This is a genomic window from Enterococcus sp. AZ141, from assembly GCF_051714385.1.
GTDB classification, from domain to species: domain Bacteria; phylum Bacillota; class Bacilli; order Lactobacillales; family Enterococcaceae; genus Enterococcus_D; species Enterococcus_D entomosocium.
The window spans coordinates 2,168,474-2,194,088 of record NZ_JBIORT010000001.1; the positions used below are offsets into that span (position 1 = coordinate 2,168,474).

The window sequence follows — 25,615 nt, forward strand, 5'->3', positions numbered from 1 at the left end:
AAGGGGAAAAAATCATGAACAAATTATCGATCTTATTCGTATGCGGTGCAGGTCTTGGCAGCAGTTTTGCGGCTCAGATGTCAACAGAAGATGTCTTAACGAAATTAGGAGTGGAGGCGAAATTGGATCATGTCGATATCTCATCAGCAGTATCAATGAAACCAGACATCATCATTACGGCAGAGAATTTTCGGACGCAATTTGAAAAGTTTGCTTTGGACCCGACAACCGCAATCATTTATTTACGCAACATCGTTTCAAAACCAGAAATCGAAGAAAAAATCATCCCAGTATTAACGGAAAAAGGCGCACTGTAAGGAAGAGGCATGACGAAGGGAGTTTGAAAAAATGGGCATCATCAATTTTATCATTGATAATATTTTAACACAGGCATCGATCACGATCGCTTTGATCGCGATGTTAGGGCTGTTGCTTCAGAAAAAGTCAGCAGGTCAAGTCATTTCAGGAAGTTTGAAGACGCTATTGGGCTTCCAGGTTTTAAGCGCTGGTTCTAGCATCATCGTCGGTAGTTTGACCTATTTCGGCGAGATTTTCACAGAAGGATTCGACATGCAAGGCATAATTCCTTCCATCGAAGCCATCAACGGGCAAGCGATGAATGAGTTGGGCTTGGGTCGGGACATAGCGCTGACATTTTTAGCCATCTTTGTTTTTAATATTTTATTGGCACGCTTTACAAAATGGAAATATATTTTCTTGACGGGTCAAGCCATTTTATGGATGGCGACCATGACGACGGTCTTTGGCTATTTCGCTGGTTTACGGGGCGTTGTCTTGATTCTTGTCGGTGGGTTGATTGGGGCGATCTTTGCCGTAGCGATGCCAGCGATGGCTCAGCCCATCATCCGCAAAGTCACTGGTTCAGACGACATTGCTCTCGGACATTTCTGTACGATCGGTTACCTCTTTGAAGCAGGCGTTGCCTATCTGTTTGGAGAAAGAGGCGAGAAGAAAAAATCGATCGAAGACATCAAACTGCCACGTTCTTTTGAATTTTTACAAGATACCTATCTTTCTGTCATGGTCGTGATGGTTCCACTGTATATCGTGACGGTCTTGTTTGCTGGAGAAACCTTTGCTTCTACGCTCTCTGGTGATCAAAATTACATCATGTATGCCTTCTTACAAGCCATTCAATTCGTGGTTGGGGTCTATGTTTTGTTAGCCGGTGTACGATTGCTCTTAGGCGAGATTGTCCCGGCGTTTCGTGGGATCGCCATGAAATTGGTGCCCGATGCAAAACCAGCACTAGATTGCCCGGTGTTCTTCCCATATAGCCCAAACGCAGTTATTTTAGGCTTCATTACTACAACGATTGGGACAGTCATCGCCATGTTCGTTTTACCAGTCTTTGGCTTGGCGATGATCTTGCCGGGGATGCTGACGAACTTCTTTGCCGGCGGTACCGCTGGGATCTTCGGCAATGCGGTCGGTGGACGTCGAGGGGCGATCATCGGAGGGATCTTCCACGGTTTCTTCATTACGTTATTGCCAGCCCTACTTGTAACGATCTTCAATCAAATGGGCTTTGTTAACGCTACGGCAACTGATGTGGATACCGTCACGGCAGCCTTGCTATATGCTTGGATCATCAGTCCCTTATTGAAAAACTTTTAATCGCTAGGAGGAAGACCCATGTTCTCTTTTTTCAAAAAAGAAAAAAAGCCCACAGAAACACCAGCGGTTATTTTGACCGCTGAAGAAAGCCAAGAGGAAGAAGCGCTTATTAAAACTTTAGAAAGTCAGTTGCAAGCAGAAACCGACATCGACGAACAGGCAAAATTGTATGAAGCGTTAGGCTTAGCCCAGGCAAAACTTTCTCGCACAGAAGAAGCGATCGACGCATTGGAAAAAAGTTTGCAGGCGAAGAAATCGATCGGGGACGGCTACAAAAAACTGATGTCTCTTTACAATGCTCAGCGTGCCGCCGCCGCACGAAATGGCGATGATGCAAAGATCGACTATTACATGGATAAAATGGAAGAAATGCGGCAAATCGCCAAACAACTTACGATCAGCGGCAATTAAACTAGACGAGGTGGAATCAAGGATGTATACAACATTAAAAGAAGTAACGAAAACAGCAGAAGCATTGAATTTTACAGTGGGGGCTTTTAATACCCATAATTTAGAAATGCTGCCAAGCATGCTGCGGGCAGCCAAAGAGATGGGGGCACCTATCATCATTCAAACAAGTATCGATACGGCGAAATACATCGGCTATGATGTCTTGGTCAATGTCGTCAAAACGATTGCCGATCACGAGCTGGTGGACGCTGTCTTGCATTTGGACCATGCCAGAGATTTCGATGAGATCAAAGCGGCGATTGATAGCGGCTATAGCTCGGTGATGTATGATGGTTCGCATTTGCCCTTCAAAGAGAATATTTTGAAAACGCGCGCAGTCGTAGAATACGCCCATGCCCATGGGGTGTCCGTCGAAGGAGAACTAGGAACGATCGGCGGCACAGAAGAAGGCATTCATGTGGAAGAAGACGATAAAGTCTTCACACGCCCAGAAGATGCAGTAGAATTTGTCGCTGCTACTGGCGTCGATGCGCTAGCCATCGCTATCGGAACCAATCACGGCCAATTCCGCTCCAAAACCGAAGTGAATGTTGCGTTATTGAAGGAGATCCATGCAGTCGTCGACGTGCCGCTAGTCATTCATGGAGGAACTGGCGTCAAAGAAGAAGATTATCCTGAATTGATCAATAACGGCATTCGCAAGTTTAATGTAGGTACTGAATTGTTGGTCAATTGGACGAAGATTGCGAAAGAAAATTTTGGGGCAACGGAAGTCAACAAATCATTGCGCCACAACGTGATCCCATCCAATGAAGCCATCAAAGAAATCGTCAAGCACAAGATCGGCCTTTTCATGAATACGAAAGCGCCGACTGCGATCGGCAAATAGATGGTACGCAAAAAGATGCTTGTTTTATTGGCAGGCAGCCCTGGGACTGGAAAAAGTTATTTACTGAATCTGCTGAAGGCACGTTTTCCCGATCTTTTCGCTCTTACGCCAGATGAAATCAAAGAGTGCTATGCCGAATCCCTTGGCTTTGATTCATTGGCAGAAAAAGCCCAGATCGAAAAGCAGTATGTTTGGCCTTTTTACTATCAGGCATTGGGCTTGTACATGTCTCTAGGAAAACGTTTGGTGGTCTCGGAATACCCCTTTAGTGAAAAGCAGAAGCCCTTGCTGACTTTTCTCGCTCAAAGCTATGGCTACGACTGCTTGACCATACGTTTGACTGCCTCGTTTGAAACCTTATGGGAAAGACGTTTCATACGTGATCGAGCGGATGACCGTCATTTGAGTTTTATCATGGAACGATACCATTACGGGGATGTGCTGGAAGATAGACAAGCTGCAACCAACCATATAACCAAAGAAGCGTTTCGGCAAATCATCACCGATCGCCGTTACGATGACTTTCAGTTAGGGGAGCTTATCGAAGTCAATGTGGAAGATTACAAGCAAGTGGATTATCGCCCATTGATCGAGAGAATCGCAATTGAGCTAAGTAAATAAGCAAAGCAGTGGGCGTTATACCTGTTCTAGGTACATGCCAACTGCTTTTTTTGAGGAGCTATTTCTCATGATTCAGCTTTTGGGGAAGTTTAGCTGTCAAAGCAAGACGGATTGTTTCTTATGTCTCAGAAGACTTTCTTTTGCAAAACCGCCGATTTCCTCTAGAATAAGAAGCATAACAGAGAAATGGAAAAGGCGGGGAATGGATGAAAGATTATTTTGCGCAATACAAACGCCTGTTATCGATCGCTGAAGCAGGTTTGTACTATGGCAAAGATGTGTACGATAAGGAACGATACCAAGAAATCAAAGAGTTGGCATTGCATTTGATGAGTACCGTCGTGGATCAAGACGCAGCTGCGTTGACCCTTTTAACAGAAAAAAATGAGGGGTATCCTACACCTAAAGTCGACGTACGAGCATTGATCCAAAAAGACGAAAAAATCTTGCTAGTGGAAGACAGCCTGACGAAAGAATGGTCACTGCCGGGTGGCTATGCAGAGATTGGCTTGACGCCTCGGGAAAACATCAAAAAAGAAGTGCTGGAAGAAACCGGTTTGCTAGTAGAGGTGAAGGAGCTGCGAGCAATTTTTGATACGAATCTAAGACAAGACATTCCGCAAGTGTTTCAATACTATAAGTTGGTCTTTGAATGTGAGGTTCTGGCAGGGGACTTTATCAAAAACAGTGAAACCTCCAACAGCGATTACTTTGCGTTGAACGAGTTGCCAAAGCTTTCCATCAAGCGCACCACCAAGGAACAGCTGGAGCAATTGATGAATGAGAAGTCGTTACACGTTGATTAAAAACAGCTAAGGGTAAGATGTTGGAAAAAGCGTTTTATTGGTTTTTTTAACCGGATAATATTTACTTGCAGATAAAGTTGGTTTATGATTGATTTCGTCGTTTTCATTATAAAAAAATCAAGCAATGGCGACACCTTTGCTTGATTGCTGGAGGAGTAAAAATGAAGAATCAAATCAATTCCTTTTTTGGGCTGGATGTCTTACAAACAACGGTTAAACGAGAAATCTTAGCTGGTTTTACCACCTTTATCTCAATGGCCTATATTCTATTCGTCAATCCAACGGTCCTTGGGGCATCTGGGATGGACGAAGGTGCCGTCTTTACAGCAACGGCGCTAGCCAGTGCATTGGGCTGTATCTTGATGGGGGTTTTAGCAAAATACCCGATCGCTACGGCACCCGCATTAGGGATCAACGCCTTCTTTTCTTATTCAGTTTGTATTGGAATGGGGGTTCCATGGCAAACAGCATTAGCGGGTGTGTTTGTGGCATCACTGATTTTCATCGTGATCACGATCTTCAAATTAAGGGAGCTGATCATTGATGCGATCCCTGCTGATTTAAAATACGCCATCTCTGGCGGGATCGGTCTGTTCATCGCCTTTTTGGGACTGAGCGAAGGCGGGATCATCGTTTCCGACGATTCGACCCTTGTGGCACTAGGCTCATTGAGTGTCGGTACGACGTGGCTGACGATTTTTGGTCTAGTGATCACTGCCGTCTTGATGGTTCGCAGAGTTCCTGGTGGAATTTTTATCGGGATGGCCGCAACAACTGTTTTAGGTCTTTTGACTGGCTTGATCCAAGCACCATCCAGTATCGTTTCTGCTGCACCAAGTATTTCTTCCACATTCTTAGTGGCGCTAAACCATGTAGGAGACATCAACTCCCTGCAAATGTGGGTCGTAGTACTGACTTTCTTACTCGTCACTTTCTTTGATACCGCAGGCACCTTGGTGGGGCTTGCCAACCAAGCAGGCTTCATGAAAGACAACAAAATGCCGCGGGTCGGCAAAGCACTTGCTTCTGACTCCACCGCCATGCTCGCCGGTTCTTTATTAGGGACCTCACCAGTAGGGGCGTATGTGGAATCTTCCGCTGGGATCGCCGTGGGCGGTCGTTCTGGCTTGACTGCTGTGACGACTGGAATTTTCTTCTTGTTCGGCTTGTTCTTTTCACCATTGCTATCCGTTGTCACTTCTCAAGTGACGGCACCAGCACTGATCGTCGTAGGTGTATTGATGGCGCAATCGCTGCGAGAGATCAAATGGCACGAAATGGAAATCGCAATCCCAGCCTTCTTGATTCTATTAGGCATGCCGTTGACCTACAGCATCTCCGATGGGATCGCGTTGGGCTTCATCTTTTACCCAATCACCATGTTAGCAGCCAAACGCGGCAAAGAAGTCTCACCGATCATGTACGGCTTGTTCTTTGTCTTTCTTGGGTTTATGTGGATTTTGAATGTGTGAGGGACAATTTAAGAGTAGGAATTGTATTCCTATATGAAATGAAAAAACAGTCAAGCTTGAGGCTTGGCTGTTTTTTTATTTGGAATAACTGGAAAATAGATGTGAACATTGATTTTTAAAATGTCTATATGATAGTACGTATGATTGAGGATTTTCTATTCAATCAGAAATAGTCAGAGTTGTGTTCTAACTACTATTGAGAAGAACGCTACCTCTCAATAAAAAAGTGATTTGATTTTCAACTTATAATTTTTCACCATATTTAGCTTTAAGGTGAAATATAAAATATCCTGAGAGATGTTGTTTCAGTTTTCCATTCTTATTTTTTACAATTTCTTCAACTGATCTATTTCATTATAATATCTTGTTAAAATTGTGGTAGCTGTTTAATATACTGTTTGGCTTCACTTTAATTATTTTTAAATTATCATTAAATAGAAATAGTTTATAGGAAATGGATATTTTTAGCTTATTTTTTCACATATCATAGATCAAATAAGGTATGATTAAATGAATATACAATGTTAAGATAGGTATAGTGATTTTGATTTGAATTGGAGGTGTGTAGATGAAAAACTTACAACTGAAGTTTATTGCTGACCCGACAACTGTTCGTTGGTTTCGGATACTAAACCTTTTTGAACGCACTCAAATAGCGACCAAAGGCCAATTAGCTAAACTAAATGAAGTTTCTGAACGGACGATTTTAACTGATATAAACAAGTTAAAAGAATATTTTTCTGATAGTGCTAAAATTGTTTCAACCAATAATGGCTATCTTTTCGAAAAAAAGAATTCCCTACGATTTATTGAACAAAAAGAAAAGCTATTGCAAAATGAAATTCTGTTTGAATTGTTAGGGAATATTTTCTATGGTGAACTAGAGGATGTAGCGGAATTGATTGACCGTTTTCACCTTTCTGAAACGTCTTTTCGACGCTATTTGAGACGAATTGAGCCGGTTCTTAAAGAATACGGCTTAAAACTATCACTTACTCCAATTGATTTAAAAGGTGATGAAGCAAACATCCGAAAATTTTTCAAAGACTTTTATTATGAAGGAGAAATGACCCCTCACACGTTGGTTCCTCCTAAAGAGATTCATGGATTAATCTATCAGACTTTTTTATCGAAGTTAACTGAAGCATCAGTTGGAACAGGTACTTCGCCGATTGAATTTTATTACAGTCTATATATTGCTATTGAGCGAGTACGACAAGGAAAAACAATCAAAGTACCATCAAAGCTTTATAAAAATGTAATGAATAGCAAGGACTCCAATAATCTACTTTTGATCCAGCAAAGAATTCAAAAGAACTATCAAGTTGAATTAGGAGCAAACGAGCTTTGTTGGTTATATTTAGCTACTATTGCCAAGCGTCCTTTTGATCGAGTCGATCAAGATAAACTATTTTGTGAACTGTTACAATTAAATGATTCTTTAACTGATCTAACGGAAAATTATCTAAAAAACTACTTTCCAGAATTACACACAACCGAACTATTTTGGGTTTTCGACGCTTTTTTCCTTTCGAGATATATCAATCACTTGATTTCTCCGGTCCAAAATAAAATAATGTCTGAGATTATAGAAAAAACCAAGTTTGAATGTAAAGAATCATACATGAAAAATCGCCATTTTCTGCGCTCCTTTCTATTTAAATTAGATCTAACAGAAGACTTTTTGGAAGATATGGCGACTAGCTTAACATTGCTATCAGAAAGACTGCGGGAACAATGGTTATACAAAAGGAAGAAAATTGTTTTTTTATTAGAGGGCGATCTATATGTTTGTCAAATGATAAAATCTCGAATTTTTCAATATTTTGGTGATCGGCATCAAATCTTTTTCATTACGATTCCTGCTTTGACGGAAGATTTTTTGAATCAAGAAGATATTGATCTAGTTGTCACGAATTATAGTGAATATCTATCAGAGTATAATCTAAGTACCAACTGGTTACTATTAAAAACAGTACCTGATAAACAGGACTGGGAACTATTATTCAGAACAGTCGAACCTCAAATGTTCGAACTTATAAAATAATTAAATAATAAACATATTTTAAGTCTATTCAAAAGCAGGGAAAGCCTTTTGAATAGGCTTTTTTATGCTGTATTTCCCCCCAGGGTGAAAAATACGATTTTTTTATTCAAAAGCAACCTTATATACTCTTCTTTAGAACTTAGTTTCCTTTTATGACTATGCGGATTCGAAGGTGACTGCCTGAATAATAAATGATCATGATTTGAGAAATTGAAGCGAAAAGAATAGGAGTGTTAGGAAAGTGATACGCAAGTTAGGGTATATTATGTTGGTCATTACAATGGCATTAGGACATCCCATCACTGTATTAGCAAATACAGTTGTAGATGTTTCCCAAAATGACAGGGTTAAAAATAATCAGGAAATGACGGATCTTTCTATTGGTGAAGCTTTTACAGCTGAAGAAACGGAGGGGAGTACGGAGCAGTTTGAAGAGAGTCGATTGACAGATGCAGAACAATCGACGCTACCTACTGAAGAGAGTTTAGATACTACTGAATCTGTGGACCCTAGCGAAACAGAAACCAGTATAGAGGCAGAAACATCTGAAAGCTCTTCTAAGGATGAATCCAGTGAAGCTAGTTTAGATAGTAAGGCGGAAGTCAATCAAGAGGAATCAGGAGAAGTGGCTGAAGGTCTATGGGGAACCGTTCCTTGGACATGGAATGAGGAAACGAAAACAATTGCGTTAGAAGAAGGGGCAGCCGGCACGTCAGCCACAGCACCTTGGAAAACCTACACGAATGTTGTTCAAATTTCTGTTAATGGCAAGGTTATTTTTCCAGAAGACGTTTCATGGTTGTTTGGATCACCGCAAGCGCAAGCAGCAGAACGTCTAACTGATTTGCTGACGATTGAGCATGCAGGAAATATTGATGTGTCAAATGTGACAAACATGGATCGCATGTTTCATGGCGTTACTACACTAAAAAATATTGATGTATCAAATTGGAATGTATCGAATGTGACGGACATGAATGGAATGTTTGGACAAACCAGATCTTTAGCAAGCTTAGATGTGTCAAATTGGGATGTATCAAATGTACAAAATATGGGAGGAATGTTTAATTCAGCAGAGTCTTTAACGAGTTTGGATGTTGCAAGTTGGGACGTATCAAGCGTGACGAATATGCGTAGCATGTTTGGTCTAGCCAGATCCCTATCCGACTTAGACCTTTCAAACTGGGATGTTTCCAGTGTAACTGATATGGGCTTGATGTTTAATGCGGTTAACTCTCTCACAAGCTTGGATCTTTCACGTTGGGATGTTTCGAGTGTAACAAACATGTCGGATATGTTTGGAATAGCGACTTCATTAACCACGATTGATGTGTCAAACTGGGACGTGTCAAATGTCTCATCGATGTTGAGGATGTTTAGTTCGGCTAGAGCGTTAACGAGTCTTGATCTTTCGAGCTGGGATGTAACGAATGTTGCAAATACAAATAATATGTTTGAATCAACTCAATCTCTACGTGAGCTGACCTTAGGTGAGAAATCAGTCTTTGCTTCAAACGTTAGATTGCCAAGGATCAATGCAGGTCTACCTTACTCTGGAAGATGGATAGAGCGTATCAATGATGAAGGGGAGAATGGTTTAACTCCAGTAACTTATGCTTCATCTGATGAATTTATGAATCAGTATGATGGTACTAACCCAGGAACGTACGTTTGGGAAAGATTAATCTCAGCACCAGTGACTATACGTTATGAAGATACCGAAGGGAATGAGTTATCTGAACCAGACATGCTAGATGGGGAGGTAGGAGAACGATACATAAGTGAGCCAAAAGAGATTCCCGGTTGGTCTGTTGTAGAAACACCAGCCAATGCATCAGGTAGATTTACTGAAGAAGAACAGGAAGTCATTTATGTCTATGAGCGATCAGACTCATTAGTCAGAGGAACATGGGGAACCGTTCCTTGGACATGGGATGAGGAAACTCGAACAGTTGTGCTAGAAGAAGGAACAGCTGGCACGCCAGCCACATCCCCTTGGCGAATAACTTATAGAAATGTTACTCGAATTGTTGTAAATGGTACGGTCATTTTTCCAGTCAATTCAGCCTATATGTTTTCTGGTCATACCCTTGATACACGATTAACAAGTCTGGAGACTATCGAGAATGCAGAGAAAATCGATGTCTCGAATGTAACAAACTTTGGTTACATGTTTCATAGCGCTAGCGCATTACGTTCAGTGAATGTTTCAAATTGGGATACATCTAATGGAACAATCATGAACTATATGTTTAATGGAAACAGCAGCTTAACTGAATTGGACGTTTCAAATTGGGATACCTCCAATGTCACTGGTATGTTCTTTATGTTTCAAAATGTGAATCAGTTAACCGAGCTGGATGTCTCGAATTGGGAAACAGGTAATGTTACGAATATAAATAATATGTTTAATGGTGTTAGAAGAGTGACCAAGTTGGATGTCTCAAACTGGGATACCTCTAAAGTCGAAGGAATGCAGGGGGTCTTTCAAAATACTGCTAGTTTAACAGAAATCGATGTCTCGAATTGGGATACCTCTAAAGTAAAACGAACAGACTATATGTTCTATAATAATTTGACCGGTGATTGGGTCAGTAAATTGACTACGATTGATGTTTCAAATTGGGATACTTCAAATATAGAAAACATGATGAGTATGTTTGGGGGAGCAAGAAACTTACTTCATTTAGATGTGTCAAATTGGGATACCTCAAGCGTTACCAGTATGTTTAACTTATTTGAAGTAACACCGAAAATAGAAGAATTGGATTTATCAAATTGGGACACCACAAATGTTGGTTCTTCTAGTTCTGCATTTGCTGTTGCTAGTGGGATGTTTAGAGGAATGAATGGACTCAAAAGATTACATTTAGGAGATAAGACGACCTTTTTACATCTAGCAGAAAATCTCCGTCCTACTTTGCCAGAGAATGTGATGCCTGCTGAACTGTATACAGGTAATTGGATCTTTGAAAAAGACCTTGAGGGGAATCTTTCCACCGAACATTTAACCCTGACACCAACTAACTTTTTTCATGAATATGACGGAAGCAAGACTGGTACTTATGTGTGGGAAAAAAAGGAAGCACAACCAGTTACAGTTCGATATGAGGATGTCGATGGGAATCCACTGTCGACTGAGACAATTTTAAACGGTACGATAGGACTTCCTTATGAAACTGAAGCAAAGGAAATACCAGGGTGGTTCTTGACAGAAACACCGAGTAACGCTTTTGGAATATTTACCGCAGAACCTCAAGAAGTGATCTACGTTTATGCTCGATCGGATGCAGCACCTGTAACAGTCAAATATGAAGATGCCGAAGGAAATCAATTATCGGAACCGACGATCTTAAGCGGGAAAGTTGGTCTGCCATATGAAAGCGAACCAAAAGAAATACCAGGCTGGTATGTGCCTGAGACACCCAGCAATGCTCATGGGATTTTCGGAAAAGAAGCGCAGGAAGTAATTTATGTCTATGCTCGATCGGATGCGGCACCAGTGACGGTCAAGTATGAAGATACCGAAGGAAATCAACTGTCGGAACCAACGATTTTAAGCGGGAAAGTCGGTCTGCCCTACGAAAGCGAACCAAAAGAAATACCAGGCTGGTATGTGCCTGAGACACCAAGCAATGCTCATGGAATTTTCGGAAAAGAAGCGCAAGAAGTGGTCTATGTCTATGACCGTTCGGATGCAGCACCAGTGACGGTCAAGTATGAAGATACCGAAGGAAATCAACTGTCGACACCGACGATCTTAAGCGGGAAAGTTGGTCTGCCATACGAGAGTGAACCAAAAGAAATTCCAGGCTGGTATGTGCCTGAGACACCAAGCAATGCTCATGGAATTTTTGGTGAAGACCCACAGGAAGTGATCTATGTTTATGCTCGATCGGATTCAGCACCTGTAACAGTCAAATATGAAGATGCCGAAGGAAATCAACTGTCGGAACCGACGATCTTAAGCGGAAAAGTTGGTCTGCCATACGAGAGCGAACCAAAAGAAATTCCAGGTTGGTATGTGCCTGAGACACCAAGCAATGCTCATGGGATTTTTGGCGAAGACCCACAGGAAGTAATTTATGTCTATGATCGATCTGATGCGGCACCAGTGACGGTCAAGTATGAAGATACCGAAGGAAATCAACTGTCGACACCGACGATCTTAAGCGGGAAAGTTGGTCTGCCATATGAAAGCGAACCAAAAGAAATACCTGGTTGGTATGTGCCAGAAATGCCAAGTAATGCTCATGGAATTTTTGGTGAAGACCCACAGGAAGTGATCTACGTTTATGATCGATCGGATGCGGCACCAGTGACGGTCAAGTATGAAGATACCGAAGGAAATCAACTGTCGACACCGACGATCTTAAGCGGAAAAGTTGGTCTGCCATACGAGAGCGAACCTAAAGAAATTCCAGGCTGGTATGTGCCTGAGACACCAAGCAATGCCTATGGGATTTTTGGCGAAGACCCACAGGAAGTGATCTATGTTTACGATCGATCCGATGCGGCACCAGTTACGGTCAAGTATGAAGATACCGAAGGAAATCAACTGTCGACACCGACGATCTTAAGCGGGAAAGTCGGTCTGCCCTACGAAAGCGAACCAAAAGAAATTCCAGGCTGGTATGTGCCTGAGACACCAATCAATGCTCATGGAATTTTCGGAAAAGAAGCGCAAGAAGTGGTCTATGTCTATGACCGTTCGGATGCAGCACCAGTGACGGTCAAGTATGAAGATACCGAAGGAAATCAACTGTCAGAACCGACGATCTTAAGCGGGAAAGTCGGTCTGCCCTACGAAAGCGAACCAAAAGAAATTCCAGGCTGGTATGTGCCTGAGACACCAAGCAATGCTCATGGAATTTTCGGAAAAGAAGCGCAAGAAGTGGTCTATGTCTATGACCGTTCGGATGCAGCACCAGTGACGGTCAAGTATGAAGATACCGAAGGAAATCAACTGTCGACACCGACGATCTTAAGCGGGAAAGTTGGTCTGCCATACGAGAGTGAACCAAAAGAAATTCCAGGCTGGTATGTGCCTGAGACACCAAGCAATGCTCATGGAATTTTTGGCGAAGAAGCGCAGGAAGTAATTTATGTCTATGATCGATCGGATGCAGCACCAGTGACGGTCAAGTATGAAGATACCGAAGGAAATCAACTGTCGGAACCGACAATCTTAAGCGGAAAAGTTGGTCTGCCCTACGAAAGCGAACCAAAAGAAATTCCAGGCTGGTATGTGCCAGAAACACCGACTAATGCTCAAGGAATTTTTAGCGAAGACGCACAGGAAGTAATCTATGTTTACGATCGCTCCCATGCGGCACCAGTGACGGTCAAGTATGAAGATACCGAAGGAAATCAACTGTCAGAACCAACGATCTTAAGCGGAAAAGTTGGTCTGCCATACGAAAGCGAACCAAAAGAAATTCCAGGTTGGTATGTGCCAGAGGCACCAAGCAATGCCCATGGGATTTTTGGCGAAGACCCACAGGAAGTGATCTACCTTTATGATCGCTCTGATGCGGCACCAGTGATAGTTAAGTATGAGGATACTGAAGGGAATCAACTATCGAAGCCAACGATTCTAACTGGGAAAGTCGACATGCCATATGAAAGCAAGCCAAAAGAAATTTCTGGTTGGACCGTGATGGAAATACCAACCAACGCCTCTGGAACGTTTACGAATGACGTCCAAAAAGTGATTTATGTCTATCAAAAAGAAGGAAATAATGGTGGACAAACTTCGCCTGAAAAAGAGAATCCAGAAAATGACAAAAGAGATCCTGCAGATCCAAAACTTCCCCATACTGGGGAAATGATGGCGGGGCAACGAATCATGCTCATTGTTGGATCACTACTACTATTAATTACCTTAATCATTATCTTTGACAAAAAGAAAAATAAAGACAGGTAAGACTTACATTAGTCAATATTAAAAAAAGCAGCAAAGCCCATGAAGGTTTTGCTGCTTTCTCAAATCTAAAACTAGTTACAAAATAGAGTATTCAATAAATGAAAAGGGATGCGTAGTCCTTTTATGGTATGTGAGAATAATCAGTAAGAGCGGAGAGGAGTATAAGAAAATGTTGTTTGCGACGAAAAAAGAGTATGTCAATTATTTTCAAAAAGAGATAGATCGTTTGCCAAGAGAGAAAGACACGCTAGAAGACTATTTAGAAAAACAAGTAGAACGATTAAATCAACTAATTGAAGCAATTTCGAAAGAAACCTTTTGGGAGGTTATTCCACAAATTCTTGGGATTGATGCAAAATTGGGCCTTTTAGTTGATTTATCTAAGTATGAGGAGTTTTCAGACAACGACATCATAAGAATTATTGAGAGCGACTATAAAAATTATTTTAAAGAATTGTGTGGGTATGATCTTAGTATGGAAACGAAAAACTCAATCGTTTTTAATGTCTGCTGAAGACACTCTTTTTTATTGATCTTAGTACTTGTAAAAAAGAAGATATCTGAATCAATACTTTGTCTGCAATTATTTTTATCAGCACTTAGCATTAGGAGATGAAAAAAATACTTGATCTTTCCCTCCTATTTGTTTTTTACGCAAAACCTGCGCTTTTCTTTCAGTTATTGTTATAATAAAAGAAAATGCAAAGGTGGGAAATCATGACAACGATCAAGGACATTGCTGAAAAGGCGGGAGTAGCGAAAAGTACGGTTTCCCGCTATCTGAACAATGGCTATATCAGTGAAGAAAAGCGCAAAAAAATTGATCAGATCATTGCTGAAACTGGTTATCGCCCCAATACATTTGCTCGATCGCTGAAAGCCCAAGACACGAAATTGCTGGGCGTGATCATTCCTCGATTGAATTCGCCCTCGACAAATGATGTGTTAAAAGGGATCGATACGACGGCTCGGGAAAACGGCTATCAAATGCTGATCACCAACTCCGATCAAAGCGATGAACGGGAACTAGAAAATATCGAAATGCTAGTCAAACAAAAAGTAGCAGGGATGATCCTTTTTGCGCGCAAAATCACGCCGCAGCTGCAAGCGGTGCTGGCAGAGGTTCCTATGCCGGTTTTATTGTTGGGCCAACAGTTAGCTGGCATTCATTCCATCGTCCATGAAGATTATCAAGCGGGCAAAACCATGGCAGAATATGCAGTCAGCGCTGGCCACCGACGTTATTTATTTGTTGGGGTCAGCGAAAATGATTATGCGGTAGGTGTCTTGCGAAAAAAAGGATTTCTTGATGTCTTGGCACAAACGCCCAACGTCAAAGCCGACTTTATCGAAACGTCTTTTTCAAGAAGAGAAACGTACCAAAAAGCCCTTGTGTTCTTGAAAGATCAACCGGCAACGTACATCGCCTGTGCTACCGATAATATTGCTGTTGCTGTATTGAAAGCCGCCCATGAACTAGGGTACCAAGTGCCGAAAGACTTTTCCTTGAACGGATTTGGCGGCTATGATTCGACGGATTATGTCTATCCGACCATCACAACGACCCAATATCCCTATGTCCAGTTAGGCATCGATGCCGTCTTAACGATCCAAAAACTGACGCAAGGGGAAAAGGTTCCTGAAGTGATCGAATTGCCGAATCGATTAGTGGTCAAACAGTCGACTGCCAAGCTTGACAAGCAGGAGCAATAAAGCAAACATTTTTAGAGAAAACAGGACGTCCAGTTGCGGCGTTCTGTTTTTTTATTTTCTTTGCTTGCAATTGCAAGCGGTTTCTGTTAATCTACAAATGTAGAACCGGTTCCACAAATGAACCGACGATCAAAGGAGTGGGAAAAATGAAGGAACAAAAAACGATCGACCAAGTGTTAGAAGCTGTTGGCGGCAAAGAAAATGTCAAAAACTTTGAACACTGTGCCACACGTTTGCGCTTGATTTTGAAAGACGATCAGTTAGTAGATAAAGACAAAGCGGAAGCAGTTGAGGGCAGCAAGGGCTATTTTTTCAACACGGGACAGCATCAGTTCATTTTTGGAACAGGAAAAGTCAATGAAGTTTATCAAGCCTTCGCAGCAGAAATGGGCAATGACGCCTCCGCTGAAAAAGCTGGCTTCAAAGATGATGTTTATTCGAATCTGTCACCCGTCCAAAAAGTTGTCCGCACGTTGTCAGATGTCTTGGTGCCATTGATTCCAGCTTTGGTAACGACGGGGCTTTTGATGGGGATTCGGGGATTATTGACCGAGTTGGGGGTCACCTATAGTGCTGACTGGTTAGCTATGTTTGAAATGTTAACGGATACAGCGTTTGCCTTTTTACCTGTTTTGATCGCCTATAGTGCGACGAAAAAATTCGGCGGTAATCCGATCATCGGGATCGTGGTAGGATTGATGATGGTGGCACCGCAATTGCCGAACGCTTGGGCAGTTGCCAGCGGGGATGCAGAGCCATTGCACTTATTCGGTTTATCGATCTCTGGGTATCAAGGGTCGATTTTTCCAGCAATTATTGTCGGGATCTTAGTTTCTAAGCTAGAGAAATGGTTCCGTAAATTTGTTCCACAAATGATGGATTTGATCGTGACACCATTCTTAACGATCGTCATTACTTTAGGTTTGATTTTGTTTGCCTTAGGACCAATCTTGCAAGTAGCTGAAAGAGCAGTCATCAACAGTATCGTCTACTTGGTGCAAGCGCCATTGGGCATCGGTTATATCATTTACGGAGGGGTTCAGCAAGTGATCGTGATCACTGGATTGCACCATTCGTTAAGTATTATTGAGTTAGGGTTATTGAATACGACAGGCGAAAACGTCCTACAAGTCTTAGGTACAGCAAGTATGGCGGGACAATTCGGGGCTGCGATCGCTGCGGCATTTATTTATAAAAACAAAGTCAAACGCTCAAATGCCATCAGTGCGGCGGTTCCAACCTTATTTGGGATCACTGAACCTTTACTATTTGGGGTCAACTTACGCTCGATGCGGATTTTTGGCGCAGGCATGCTGGGGGGCGCAGTCGGCGGGTTTGCGACGTATGTCTTCCAATTAGCTGCCACTGGGATGGGCATCACTTTTATACCAGGACTGTTGTTGTATACTGGAGATTTCGGTGCCATGCTGAAATACGTTGTCGTGATTTTGATTGCCTTTGCAGTCGGTTTTGCTGGTGTCCAATTGCAGCGCAAACCGCTAGCCAAAGAGTTGAATCAATAAATAATCCCTTGCTGTTCATCGGCAAGAGAAAAGAGGTACTGCATTGTTAACGAAGGAATACTGGGCACAGCTTGCCCAAACACAAAACGAATTAGCAGAAAAAATCAGTGCTGATGCGTGGCGCTTGAACTATCATTTGATGCCAGAAACAGGATGGATGAACGACCCGAATGGTCTTTGCCAATTCAAAGGCGTGGTTCATTTTTACCATCAATATGTACCGCAAACGCCCCATGGCGGGGAACCACCTCACTGGGGACACAAAACGTCGACGGATTATGTCACGTTTCAAGAAGAAGCGCTGTTTCTTTCTCCCGAACACGACTATGACAAAGACGGGGTCTACTCGGGCTCTGCCTTTATCGAGAATGACGCGATCCATTTCTTCTATACGGGGAATGTCAAACATCCTGGTGATCATGACTATACCTTTAGTGGACGAGAACAAAACACGGTCCATGTAATCAGCAAAGACGGCTATACCGTCGAAAAGCAAGAAGTCGTGATTCCTCATGAGGACTACCCTGAAGGATTTACCGATCATATTCGTGACCCAAAGGTTTTTGCCCATGAAGACACCTACTATATGCTGCTAGGCGCGCGTACGTTGGAAAACGAAGGCAAAATTTTGATTTATGAATCGACGGATTTAAATGAATGGACCTATCGAGGAATCTTTTTCGGTGAGGACTATGCTCTAGGCTACATGTGGGAATGCCCAGACTACTTCCATTTAGATGGCAAAGATGTGTTGGTCTTCTCACCGCAAGGCTTGGCAGCCAAAGAACATGTCTACCAAAATATTCATCAATCAGGGTATCTGATCGGTGAGGTGGATTGGGAGACTCTGACGTTTAAAGAAACTTCTGCGTTTCGTGAACTTGATTATGGGTTTGACTTCTATGCCCCGCAAACCTTTGAAGATGAGCAGAAACGTCGGATCTTGTGGGGCTGGATGGGGCTAGGGGATACCAGTCCTGAATACAGCAATCCTACGATCCCTCGCGGCTGGCAGCATGCCGCAACGCTGCCAAGACAGCTTTCGGTCAAAAATGACCAGTTGTATCAAGAACCTTTGCCAGAATTCCAAAAATTGCGAGACAAGCAAGTCAGCCAAAAAATTGTGCTTTCAGAGAAACCGCAGCACTTGTCTTTCGATGAATTGGCATATGAGTTGCAAGTTACGGCGGAAGCCCCATTGCAGCAGTTCCAGCTTGGACTTTTGCAAGATACGACTTTGGCTTATGAAGCTGGTGTCTTCACGATCCATCATGGCGTTTCTGGCTACGGTCGTAAACAGCGCAGTGTCAAGGTCGATGAACTGACGCAGCTGCAGATTTTTGTCGATACGTCTTCGATTGAGATCTTCCTAAATGGCGGGCAATATTGTTTGACCTCTCGCGTGTATCCAAAACGGACCGAGGCGATCGCTCTCAGCGGAACCGGCACGGTTAGTGTCAATGCCTGGGCATTGGCGAAAAAATAAAGCAACGATCCGAAAACGACAGCAAACAGTTGGTTTTTCTTGTTGCACCCCCTAAAAGTCAGCTTTCTCTCTGGCTTTTAGGGGGTGTATCATACCAACTATTTCGCTGTCGTTTTTGCTTACTACTGCTTTTGTTGGTTTTGGATAAAGGTCTGCAGCGCAGGCGCATCGATCCGATAGCCGTCAGCAGTTTTGACCACTAGTTTTTGCGTTTTGAAATCTTTTAAGGTATACGTCAAATGGCGATAGCTCACGCCTAAGTATTCGGCGGTCTCCGTCAATTTTTCTTGAAAAAGTTCATCGATCGAAGCTTCCAACAGTAGCTGGGCAAGGCGCCATGCTAAGGGATAGGTTTGATTGACGGAAAAATGATCCATACGCAGCAGCAATTTTTCACCGATAGTTTTGCCTAGCGTTTGTACGAAAGCCAGGTCTTGCATGAGCCCGTGGGCTGCTGCTTTCATCGGAATGCCCAGACATGTTGTTTCACCGATCGCAACCACGGTTTTTGGTACTGTTTCGGCGCCAATCAACGTGAGATCGCCAATGCAATCACCAGGATGGAGAAACTGCAGCAAGGCACGTTTGCCGTTTTCTTGCGTTTGAATGATCTTGGCTTTGCCAGTCAATAGGACAAAAAAGACCGACATCGGCATCGTTTCTTTTTGGATCGCTTCTCGATGATCAAAGGTCCAGAGGGCACTTTGTTGTAAAATCTCTTCAGGAATCGGCAAGGGGCAGCTTTCTTTGATTGGTACCTGCTTTATTGCCAAGGCATAAGCGGTTTTTTTCACTTTTTTCCTCCAAACCAGGAGAAATCTCCTATTTGTTTTTAGTCAGTATAGCACATACTTAGAAAAGCAAAAACGAAAGTGTGGGAGAAAAAATGAATAAAAAGCAATGGATAGGATCTGGGATATTTTATGGGCTGAGTGCTTTCGGGATCAGCTTGACCATTAAAGCCAGCGTTGGGGTCAGTAGTTTTAATGCCTTGAATGTCACGCTGGCAACGATGTCAGGAATCAAAGTCGGCACCATCACAACAGCAATCAACTTGGGCTTTCTAGCTGCCTGTTGGCTATTGGATCGGCGGCAGACGTCCCTCAAACAAAAAGGCAGTGAGTACTTGATTATGTTTTTCGCTTTGCTGGCATTCGGCTATTTGATCAATGGCTTTGTTTACTATTTCTTGGCATCGCTGCACTTGACGAATTATTGGAGCCAACTAGCTGCTTTGATCGGTGGGATCTTGATTTCTGGAACGGCGACGGGGCAAGTCTTACGGTTGCAGGTCTTGAAATTTCCAATCGAGCACTGCTGTCATTTGCTGGCGCAAAGCAGTCGTTGGACATTTAAGCAGTACCGTTATGGTGTTGATGCAGTCTGTATTTCGGGGGCACTCTTGCTAGCGATCAGTTTGGGCTTACCGCTAGCGGTGAGGGAAGGGACGGTCATTAGTTTCTTTTTGCTGTCAGGTGCCATCGCTTGGTCGAAGGAACGTGATTTGACTTTGGGAATACCGACTCGGCAAAAGCGTCAAGGGTAAATCCTTCAACGCCTTTTGATCTTACGCATCAAATTGCACAGTGATCCCAGATTTCGTCAATTGTTCCCATTCACGGATCGTTGGCAAGCGACCTTGGCAAAATAGCTGATCGTCGACATAAACGAGTGGCAGACAGCTGCGGCCATTGCTTGCTAATTGCTGCTTGACGGATTGATTCGTATGAAAAGGGGCAGGATCTTCTGTAAAGAAGTATTCGTCGATCGTTAAAGGTTCGTTATGGAATGTTTGATGAGCCTGGGTCCTTTCTTCATTTATTTTTAACTGGTGAGTCAAGTGTGCTTCCCAAGTATCTTCTTTCTGGTCGGCATAAACAGCGATCGTTGGCATTAAATCAAATCCTTTCATGGCAGCTGATTTGTCAAAAGTATACCTGAATTTCTTGCCACGAGCAAAAAAGAGTGTCAAAAAGAAGTGAAAAGACAAAAAAGACGCATTTGCGTCTTTTTTGTTGTTTCTTATTCGTCAGCGGGTAAAAAATCGAAATTGGTCAACTCGTTGTAGGAATATGCTTTGTCGATTTGTCCTTTGTCTTTCGTCCAAGCAATGATCGCGTCGTATTGCTCTTGCGGTACAGCTTGGGCATAAGGATAGTCTTCCTGGCTGTCTAAGTAAGTACTCATAGCATCTGGAAATTGATAGTCTGCCAAGATGTCGGCATAGTCTTTTGCTGAATGAGCATTCATGTAATCAATGGCTTCGTTGTAAGCAGTATAAAATGCTGTTAGGTCTTGCGGGCGATTTTGGATGACTTCGTCCATAAATTGCAGTGTGCCGCCTTTGATGCCAGCTTCTTTAGAGCTGCCTAAAACAATCGCCCCTTGGGCAGCCAACATGCTGGCTTGCGGTTCCGTATAAACAGCGCCATCGACTTGGTCATTGAGCAATGCTTCGGAACGGGCAGAAAAAGAAGCGATATCCACGATGTCATAAGTAAAATCATTTTCTTGTGCAAATTGATCCATGATGTATTCTAAAATGAAATTCGGTACAAGGGTGATTTTTTTATCCGCTAACCCTTTCATCTCAGTGATCCCTGAATTCGGTGAAGCGAGAATCTTGAAGTTTTCCAAAATATCAGAAGTGATCGTAATATCGATGCCGTTTTGCTTGAAGGTCGCTTCTGTCATGACATCGCTGATGGTACCATCCAGCTCGCCTGCCTGCACCGCCACATTGCGGTCATTCGGGGAAGTGAAGGATTTGAGTTCCACAGTCAATCCTTGCTTTTCGAAAAAGCCTTCTTCTTTTGCTAGAATGATCGGAATCGCTGATTCTGCTGGTAACACCCCGATCGTCAATGTTTGATCCGTTACCGCAGCTTCTGTACTGCTAGTGCTGGAATTGCTGGTACTTGCTGTTTCGCCAGTGTTGCCGCAGGCGGCAGCGCCAACAGCGAATAGTGCTAGGACACTTGCTAAAATCGTTTTTTTCATTGGTTCATTTCCTCGTTTCTAAATCGTTGTTCAAAAGCAGCCATTGGTAGTGAGAACGGGATGACTGCCCGATGGAGTTCCATTGGCTTGGTTTTTGTCGTATTGATGCCTGGTTTGGTTGTAAATGCCAGAACAAAGCCTTCATTTTCTAGTGTTGCGATCGTCTGCTGATCATAAAAGCCAAAGGGATAGGCAAAAACATCCTTGATGGCCACGTGCTGATTGCAGCTTCGTAAGTCTTGCGCAAAGGCTGCCGGTGTTTCCCACATTGACCGCCCTTGCTGGTTCTTGCGTTCGTGAAAATGAGCGGTATGATTGGCATATTCGAAGACATCGCTCATTTCGGCTAATTCGGCACTGCTCAATGTCCGCGAAACTTCTGGTTCGTAAGGCTGAGGGGCATCAAAAAGCCAGCCGGTCACGACAAAGGCAGTGGCCTTGAAACCAGCTTCCTTCAACAGTGGGTAGGCATATTCTTTCATTGATTGATAACAGTCGTCAAAGGTCAGCAACACGGATTTTTCTGGTAGCGGCTGCTGCCGGAAATAAAAATCTTTGACTTCTGCAAGGGTCAACGTATGGTAATTTTCTGCTTTCAAAAAGTCGATTTGTTGTTTAAAATGAGAAGTGCTATTGAATAAGGGCAAAGGCAAGGCATCTTGATAGCCGTCTGCGACTTTGATCGGGCGTACCTGATCATAAAGTTCTGCTTCGGGACGTATTTCATGAAATACGAGGGTCTGAAACATCATAAACCATCCTTTCTTGTCAATCACGCAAAAAATAGTATAGCATAAAATGTGAAAACCAACACAAATAATTTGAAGAAAGAAGTTTATTCTCTGATGAGTATTCGATTCGATTCCGTTTCCTTTACGTATGGGGAAACCGTCATTTTTAAGGATCTTTCGTTTTGTTTTGAACAAGGAACGACCTATGTGCTGCTGGGAGAATCGGGGATTGGCAAAAGCACGCTTTTATCCTTGATCAAAGGGTTGCAGCGACCGCAATCGGGCACGATCACTTACCAAGGCTGTTCCCCTGATAACATCGAGGTCGTTTTCCAAGAACTGCATTTGTTTCCTTGGCAAACAGTCTACCAAGCCCTGGAAATGCCGCTGATTATCAATCAAACGCCCAGTGAGCGCCGTAAAAAACGGGTCGCCAGCTGTTTGGCTGAGTTGGGATTGACGCAGGTGCAGGACCGCTATCCGCATCAGCTTAGCGGCGGTCAAAAACAGCGGGCCGCCATGGGCCGGGGACTGATCACACAGCCCGATGTTTTATTATTGGATGAGCCGACTGCTTCACTAGACCAAGAAACCAAAGCAAACGCACAAGCCCTGATCGCTGCCCAACAGCAGCGTAGACAAAACAGCTTGATTGTGGTGACCCACGATCCAGAAGAGGCAGTGTTTTTGGGGCAGACGATTTTGCTGCTAAAAGATCAGGGCGTTACGCCGATCAGTAATCCATTTTACGGCAGCCAGCAGGAACGAGACTCGTTGGCTTTTTATGAAGTCGTCTTGCAGTTGAAAGAACAAATGAGGGAGGCGAGGCAATGAAACCCATCAAATCTTTTGTTTGGGGCTTCTGTTCGTTTGTCGTGGTTTGGTGGGGTGTAAGCTGGGTGACCAACAATCGCTCGTTGCCTAATCCTTTAGAAACCGCTGAACGTTTTTGGGCATTACGAGAAGTCTTACTGATCCACGCAGGTGCCAGTTTGCTGCGGGTATTTGCGGCGTTGAGTGGGGCGTTGCTAGTCGGGGTGCCGTTAGGAATCTTGATTGGGCGATCCCAAAGAGTGGATCGGCTGCTTGGTCCACTGCTTTACTTTTTATATCCGATTCCTAAAGTTGCGTTTTTACCCGTCTTTATGATTTTCTTTGGCTTAGGCAATCTCTCAAAAGTTCTCTTGATTTTTGCGGTAATCGTCATTCAAGTGATCGTCTCGATTCGTGATGCAGTCACAAAGATCCCGTCAGCTTACTTTCAGGTCATGAAAAATTATACCAATCAATGGCGCCATGTCTTGCGCTTCGTTATTTTGCCCGCACTCATGCCCGCACTTTTTGCCAGTGTGCGGGTCAGTATCGGGATTGCGTTGGCTTCCCTCTTTTTTGCCGAAAACTACAACACGACGTATGGTGTCGGCTATCTGATCTTAAGTGCGTGGTCAAAAATGGACTACCCGCAAATGCTTTCCGGGATCCTTCTGATTGCTTTGATGGGCTATCTGCTTTTTGCCAGTATCGATTGGTTGGAAAGAGTGGTTTGCCGTTACCGGCAATCTTAGAAAAAAATAATCGATTGATGAATGTTTGCGGGAGTTCGTGTATTTTTGAACAAAATGATTTATACTAAGGATATCTTATTGAGAATCATTCTCACTGAAAGGAAGACCTTACTATGAAAGAAATCGATCTGTCAAAAACGCTCTATGAACTTGTGGCACAATATCCTGAAATACTAGAAATCATGAGTCAACTAGGGTTTACGGCGATCAATCAACCAGGGATGCTACAAACTGCTGGACGTTATATGACGATTCCCAAAGGCGCTCAGATGAAGAAGATCCCCTTGGAAAGGGTTTGTCTCGCTTTCGAAAAACAAGGGTTTCTTGTGAAAGGAGCGACGAAATGAAAACCAACAGTCAAAGACAAGAACGGATCGTCGAAATACTGAGTTTGCTTCACCAAGGCGGTTCCTTTGAAGAAGCTAAACGCTTGTTTAACGAAGAATTTGATGGTGTGGATGTGACGGAGATCACTGCTGCTGAAAAAGCTTTGATCCAAACGGGGTTGGACCCTTCTGAGATTCAGCGTTTGTGCAATATTCATGCTGCTGTTTTCAAAGGTTCGATCAACGAGATCCATCACTCCAATGAAGAATATGGGCAACCAGGCCATCCTGTGCATACCCTGAAATTGGAGAACCAAGTCCTGCAATCCCTGTTGGCCGATGAGATCGACAGCCTCTTAGCCAAAATCAAAACCGGTGATTGGACGCCTAAAAAGCGTCTACAAGCTGCCTGCAATGATTTAATGCAGATCGACAAACACTATGCGCGAAAAGAAACGTTGATTTTTTCTTACATGGAGAAGTACGGCATCACTGCGCCGCCAAAAGTGATGTGGGGTGTTGATGATGATATTCGGGTTATGATCAAAGCGCTCAATGAGCTTTTGGCATCCGAAAAAGCTGCCTATAATCCAATCGCTGTCCAATGGGAAGCAGTCAAAAACGAGATTGAAGAGATGATTTTCAAAGAAGAAGAAATCATGGTGCCCATGACGCTGGATGTCTTCAGTCTTAAAGATTGGGAACAAATTGCGGCTGACAGCTTTGACATCGGCTTTGCCTTTATCCCAGAACCGCTTCCTTGGAAACCGAGCCAAGAAGCCCTTGAAAAGGAACAGGCGGCAGAACCCGCACGGCAAGCGGCGATCAAACAAGCCCAAGAAACAACCGCTGGCATCGCAGCCGGTTTAGGATTCAATGACTTTCAAGTCACAGAATCGGAAGATTCGCCGCAAATTGCTGAACAGCCGACCGTTTCATTGCCTACTGGTAATCTGCAATTTGAGCAATTGGTGGCCATTTTTCAAACGCTGCCAGTGGACTTGACCTTTGTAGATAGTGAAGAGCGGGTGCGCTTTTATTCAGAAGGCAAGAGTCGCGTCTTTCCACGAACGAATTCGGTTTTAGGTCGTGAAGTCGTCAACTGCCATCCACCGAAAAGCATGCATCTCGTGCAACAGATTTTGGATGATTTTCGAGCGGGTACAAGGGAGACAGCTGAATTTTGGATCGATATGCGGGGCCGTAAAATCTATATTCGCTACTTTGCATTAAAAAATGAAGCAGGCATCTATTTAGGTTGTCTAGAAGTCACGCAAGACATTACGGAGATCCAAAAAATCGAAGGGCAAAGCCGTTTGCTGGACCAGTGAGCAGTTTGGAGAAAGGCTGATCCGTGTCTATTTGAAACGAAGCAAAAAAAGAAAAATCATTAAAACGCTTGCAACGTTTCTAGAAAAATAGTATAGTAAAGGCAATCAAATGGGTAGTTACTGATAATGC

At 43.3% G+C, this 25,615-nt stretch carries 22 protein-coding genes; 18 read left to right on the forward strand and 4 right to left on the reverse strand.

Annotation, left to right across the window (positions count from 1 at the left end; genetic code table 11):
- Positions 1–14: 14 nt before the first annotated feature.
- From IGI89_RS10075 to IGI89_RS10135, 13 genes are all read left to right on the forward strand, one after another.
- Positions 15–317, forward strand: coding sequence for a PTS sugar transporter subunit IIB (locus IGI89_RS10075; RefSeq protein ID WP_015509266.1), 303 nt, complete (start codon positions 15–17; stop codon positions 315–317).
- Positions 318–348: 31 nt separating this feature from the next.
- Entirely contained in the window at positions 349–1,638 is a 1,290-nt protein-coding gene (locus tag IGI89_RS10080; RefSeq protein WP_008379073.1) for a PTS sugar transporter subunit IIC, read from the forward strand.
- A gap of 18 nt (positions 1,639–1,656) precedes the next feature.
- Positions 1,657–2,049: a tetratricopeptide repeat protein gene (locus IGI89_RS10085; protein WP_438735610.1), complete on the forward strand. Its 393-nt coding sequence runs from the start codon at positions 1,657–1,659 to the stop codon at positions 2,047–2,049.
- Positions 2,050–2,071: 22 nt separating this feature from the next.
- Positions 2,072–2,938 carry a class II fructose-bisphosphate aldolase gene (locus IGI89_RS10090; protein WP_005234664.1) on the forward strand — a complete coding sequence of 289 codons (867 nt, stop codon included), beginning with the start codon at positions 2,072–2,074 and terminating at the stop codon, positions 2,936–2,938.
- Positions 2,939–3,559 carry a kinase gene (locus IGI89_RS10095; protein WP_438735611.1) on the forward strand — a complete coding sequence of 207 codons (621 nt, stop codon included), beginning with the start codon at positions 2,939–2,941 and terminating at the stop codon, positions 3,557–3,559.
- Positions 3,560–3,765: 206 nt separating this feature from the next.
- Positions 3,766–4,365, forward strand: a complete 600-nt coding sequence (locus tag IGI89_RS10100) for an NUDIX hydrolase N-terminal domain-containing protein (protein ID WP_086316410.1) — start codon at positions 3,766–3,768, stop codon at positions 4,363–4,365.
- Between the two features lie 161 nt (positions 4,366–4,526).
- Positions 4,527–5,837 (forward strand): NCS2 family permease, encoded by a 1,311-nt coding sequence (locus IGI89_RS10105; RefSeq protein WP_016621395.1) that lies wholly within the window; start codon positions 4,527–4,529, stop codon positions 5,835–5,837.
- Between the two features lie 568 nt (positions 5,838–6,405).
- Positions 6,406–7,884, forward strand: coding sequence for a helix-turn-helix domain-containing protein (locus IGI89_RS10110; protein ID WP_139960053.1), 1,479 nt, complete (start codon positions 6,406–6,408; stop codon positions 7,882–7,884).
- A gap of 241 nt (positions 7,885–8,125) precedes the next feature.
- The gene (locus IGI89_RS10115) at positions 8,126–13,810 is read left to right on the forward strand and encodes a MucBP domain-containing protein (RefSeq protein WP_438735612.1); all 5,685 of its coding nucleotides are present in this window, start codon (positions 8,126–8,128) and stop codon (positions 13,808–13,810) included.
- Positions 13,811–13,979: 169 nt separating this feature from the next.
- Entirely contained in the window at positions 13,980–14,324 is a 345-nt protein-coding gene (locus tag IGI89_RS10120; protein WP_061054418.1) for a DUF7006 family protein, read from the forward strand.
- A gap of 203 nt (positions 14,325–14,527) precedes the next feature.
- Entirely contained in the window at positions 14,528–15,523 is a 996-nt protein-coding gene (locus IGI89_RS10125; protein WP_252708481.1) for a LacI family DNA-binding transcriptional regulator, read from the forward strand.
- A 146-nt stretch (positions 15,524–15,669) separates the two neighbouring features.
- Positions 15,670–17,046 (forward strand): PTS transporter subunit EIIC, encoded by a 1,377-nt coding sequence (locus tag IGI89_RS10130; protein WP_086297404.1) that lies wholly within the window; start codon positions 15,670–15,672, stop codon positions 17,044–17,046.
- Positions 17,047–17,089: 43 nt separating this feature from the next.
- Entirely contained in the window at positions 17,090–18,532 is a 1,443-nt protein-coding gene (locus IGI89_RS10135; RefSeq protein WP_252708479.1) for a glycoside hydrolase family 32 protein, read from the forward strand.
- A gap of 122 nt (positions 18,533–18,654) precedes the next feature.
- Here the strand turns inward: IGI89_RS10135 and IGI89_RS10140 are convergent, their stop codons facing one another.
- Entirely contained in the window at positions 18,655–19,326 is a 672-nt protein-coding gene (locus IGI89_RS10140; RefSeq protein WP_194188413.1) for a cyclic nucleotide-binding domain-containing protein, read from the reverse strand.
- Positions 19,327–19,418: 92 nt separating this feature from the next.
- Here IGI89_RS10140 and IGI89_RS10145 point away from each other — a divergent pair, with 92 nt between their 5' ends.
- On the forward strand, positions 19,419–20,078 hold the full coding sequence (locus IGI89_RS10145; protein WP_194188412.1) for a YczE/YyaS/YitT family protein: 660 nt from the start codon (positions 19,419–19,421) through the stop codon (positions 20,076–20,078).
- 21 nt (positions 20,079–20,099) lie between these two features.
- Here the strand turns inward: IGI89_RS10145 and IGI89_RS10150 are convergent, their stop codons facing one another.
- The 3 genes from IGI89_RS10150 to IGI89_RS10160 are packed head-to-tail and all read right to left on the reverse strand — an operon-like array spanning position 20,100 to position 22,281.
- Positions 20,100–20,504: an arsenic metallochaperone ArsD family protein gene (locus IGI89_RS10150; protein ID WP_194188430.1), complete on the reverse strand. Its 405-nt coding sequence runs from the start codon at positions 20,502–20,504 to the stop codon at positions 20,100–20,102.
- Positions 20,505–20,554: 50 nt separating this feature from the next.
- Positions 20,555–21,532, reverse strand: a complete 978-nt coding sequence (locus IGI89_RS10155; protein ID WP_438735613.1) for an ABC transporter substrate-binding protein — start codon at positions 21,530–21,532, stop codon at positions 20,555–20,557.
- Positions 21,529–22,281, reverse strand: a complete 753-nt coding sequence (locus tag IGI89_RS10160) for a polysaccharide deacetylase family protein (protein ID WP_176257005.1) — start codon at positions 22,279–22,281, stop codon at positions 21,529–21,531. The genes IGI89_RS10155 and IGI89_RS10160 overlap by 4 nt, the downstream gene beginning before the upstream one ends.
- A 96-nt stretch (positions 22,282–22,377) precedes the next feature.
- Between IGI89_RS10160 and IGI89_RS10165 the strand changes: the two genes are divergently transcribed.
- The 4 genes from IGI89_RS10165 (at position 22,378) to IGI89_RS10180 (ending at position 25,485) form a co-directional block, all read left to right on the forward strand.
- Entirely contained in the window at positions 22,378–23,097 is a 720-nt protein-coding gene (locus tag IGI89_RS10165; RefSeq protein ID WP_252708477.1) for an ABC transporter ATP-binding protein, read from the forward strand.
- Positions 23,094–23,828 carry an ABC transporter permease gene (locus tag IGI89_RS10170; protein WP_429961421.1) on the forward strand — a complete coding sequence of 245 codons (735 nt, stop codon included), beginning with the start codon at positions 23,094–23,096 and terminating at the stop codon, positions 23,826–23,828. The genes IGI89_RS10165 and IGI89_RS10170 overlap by 4 nt, the downstream gene beginning before the upstream one ends.
- 113 nt (positions 23,829–23,941) lie before the next feature.
- Complete coding sequence (locus IGI89_RS10175; protein ID WP_005234687.1) at positions 23,942–24,175, forward strand: DUF1858 domain-containing protein; 234 nt, start codon at positions 23,942–23,944, stop codon at positions 24,173–24,175.
- Entirely contained in the window at positions 24,172–25,485 is a 1,314-nt protein-coding gene (locus IGI89_RS10180) for a DUF438 domain-containing protein (RefSeq protein ID WP_087627134.1), read from the forward strand. Before IGI89_RS10175 ends, IGI89_RS10180 begins: the two co-directional genes overlap by 4 nt.
- Positions 25,486–25,615 lie beyond the last annotated feature (130 nt).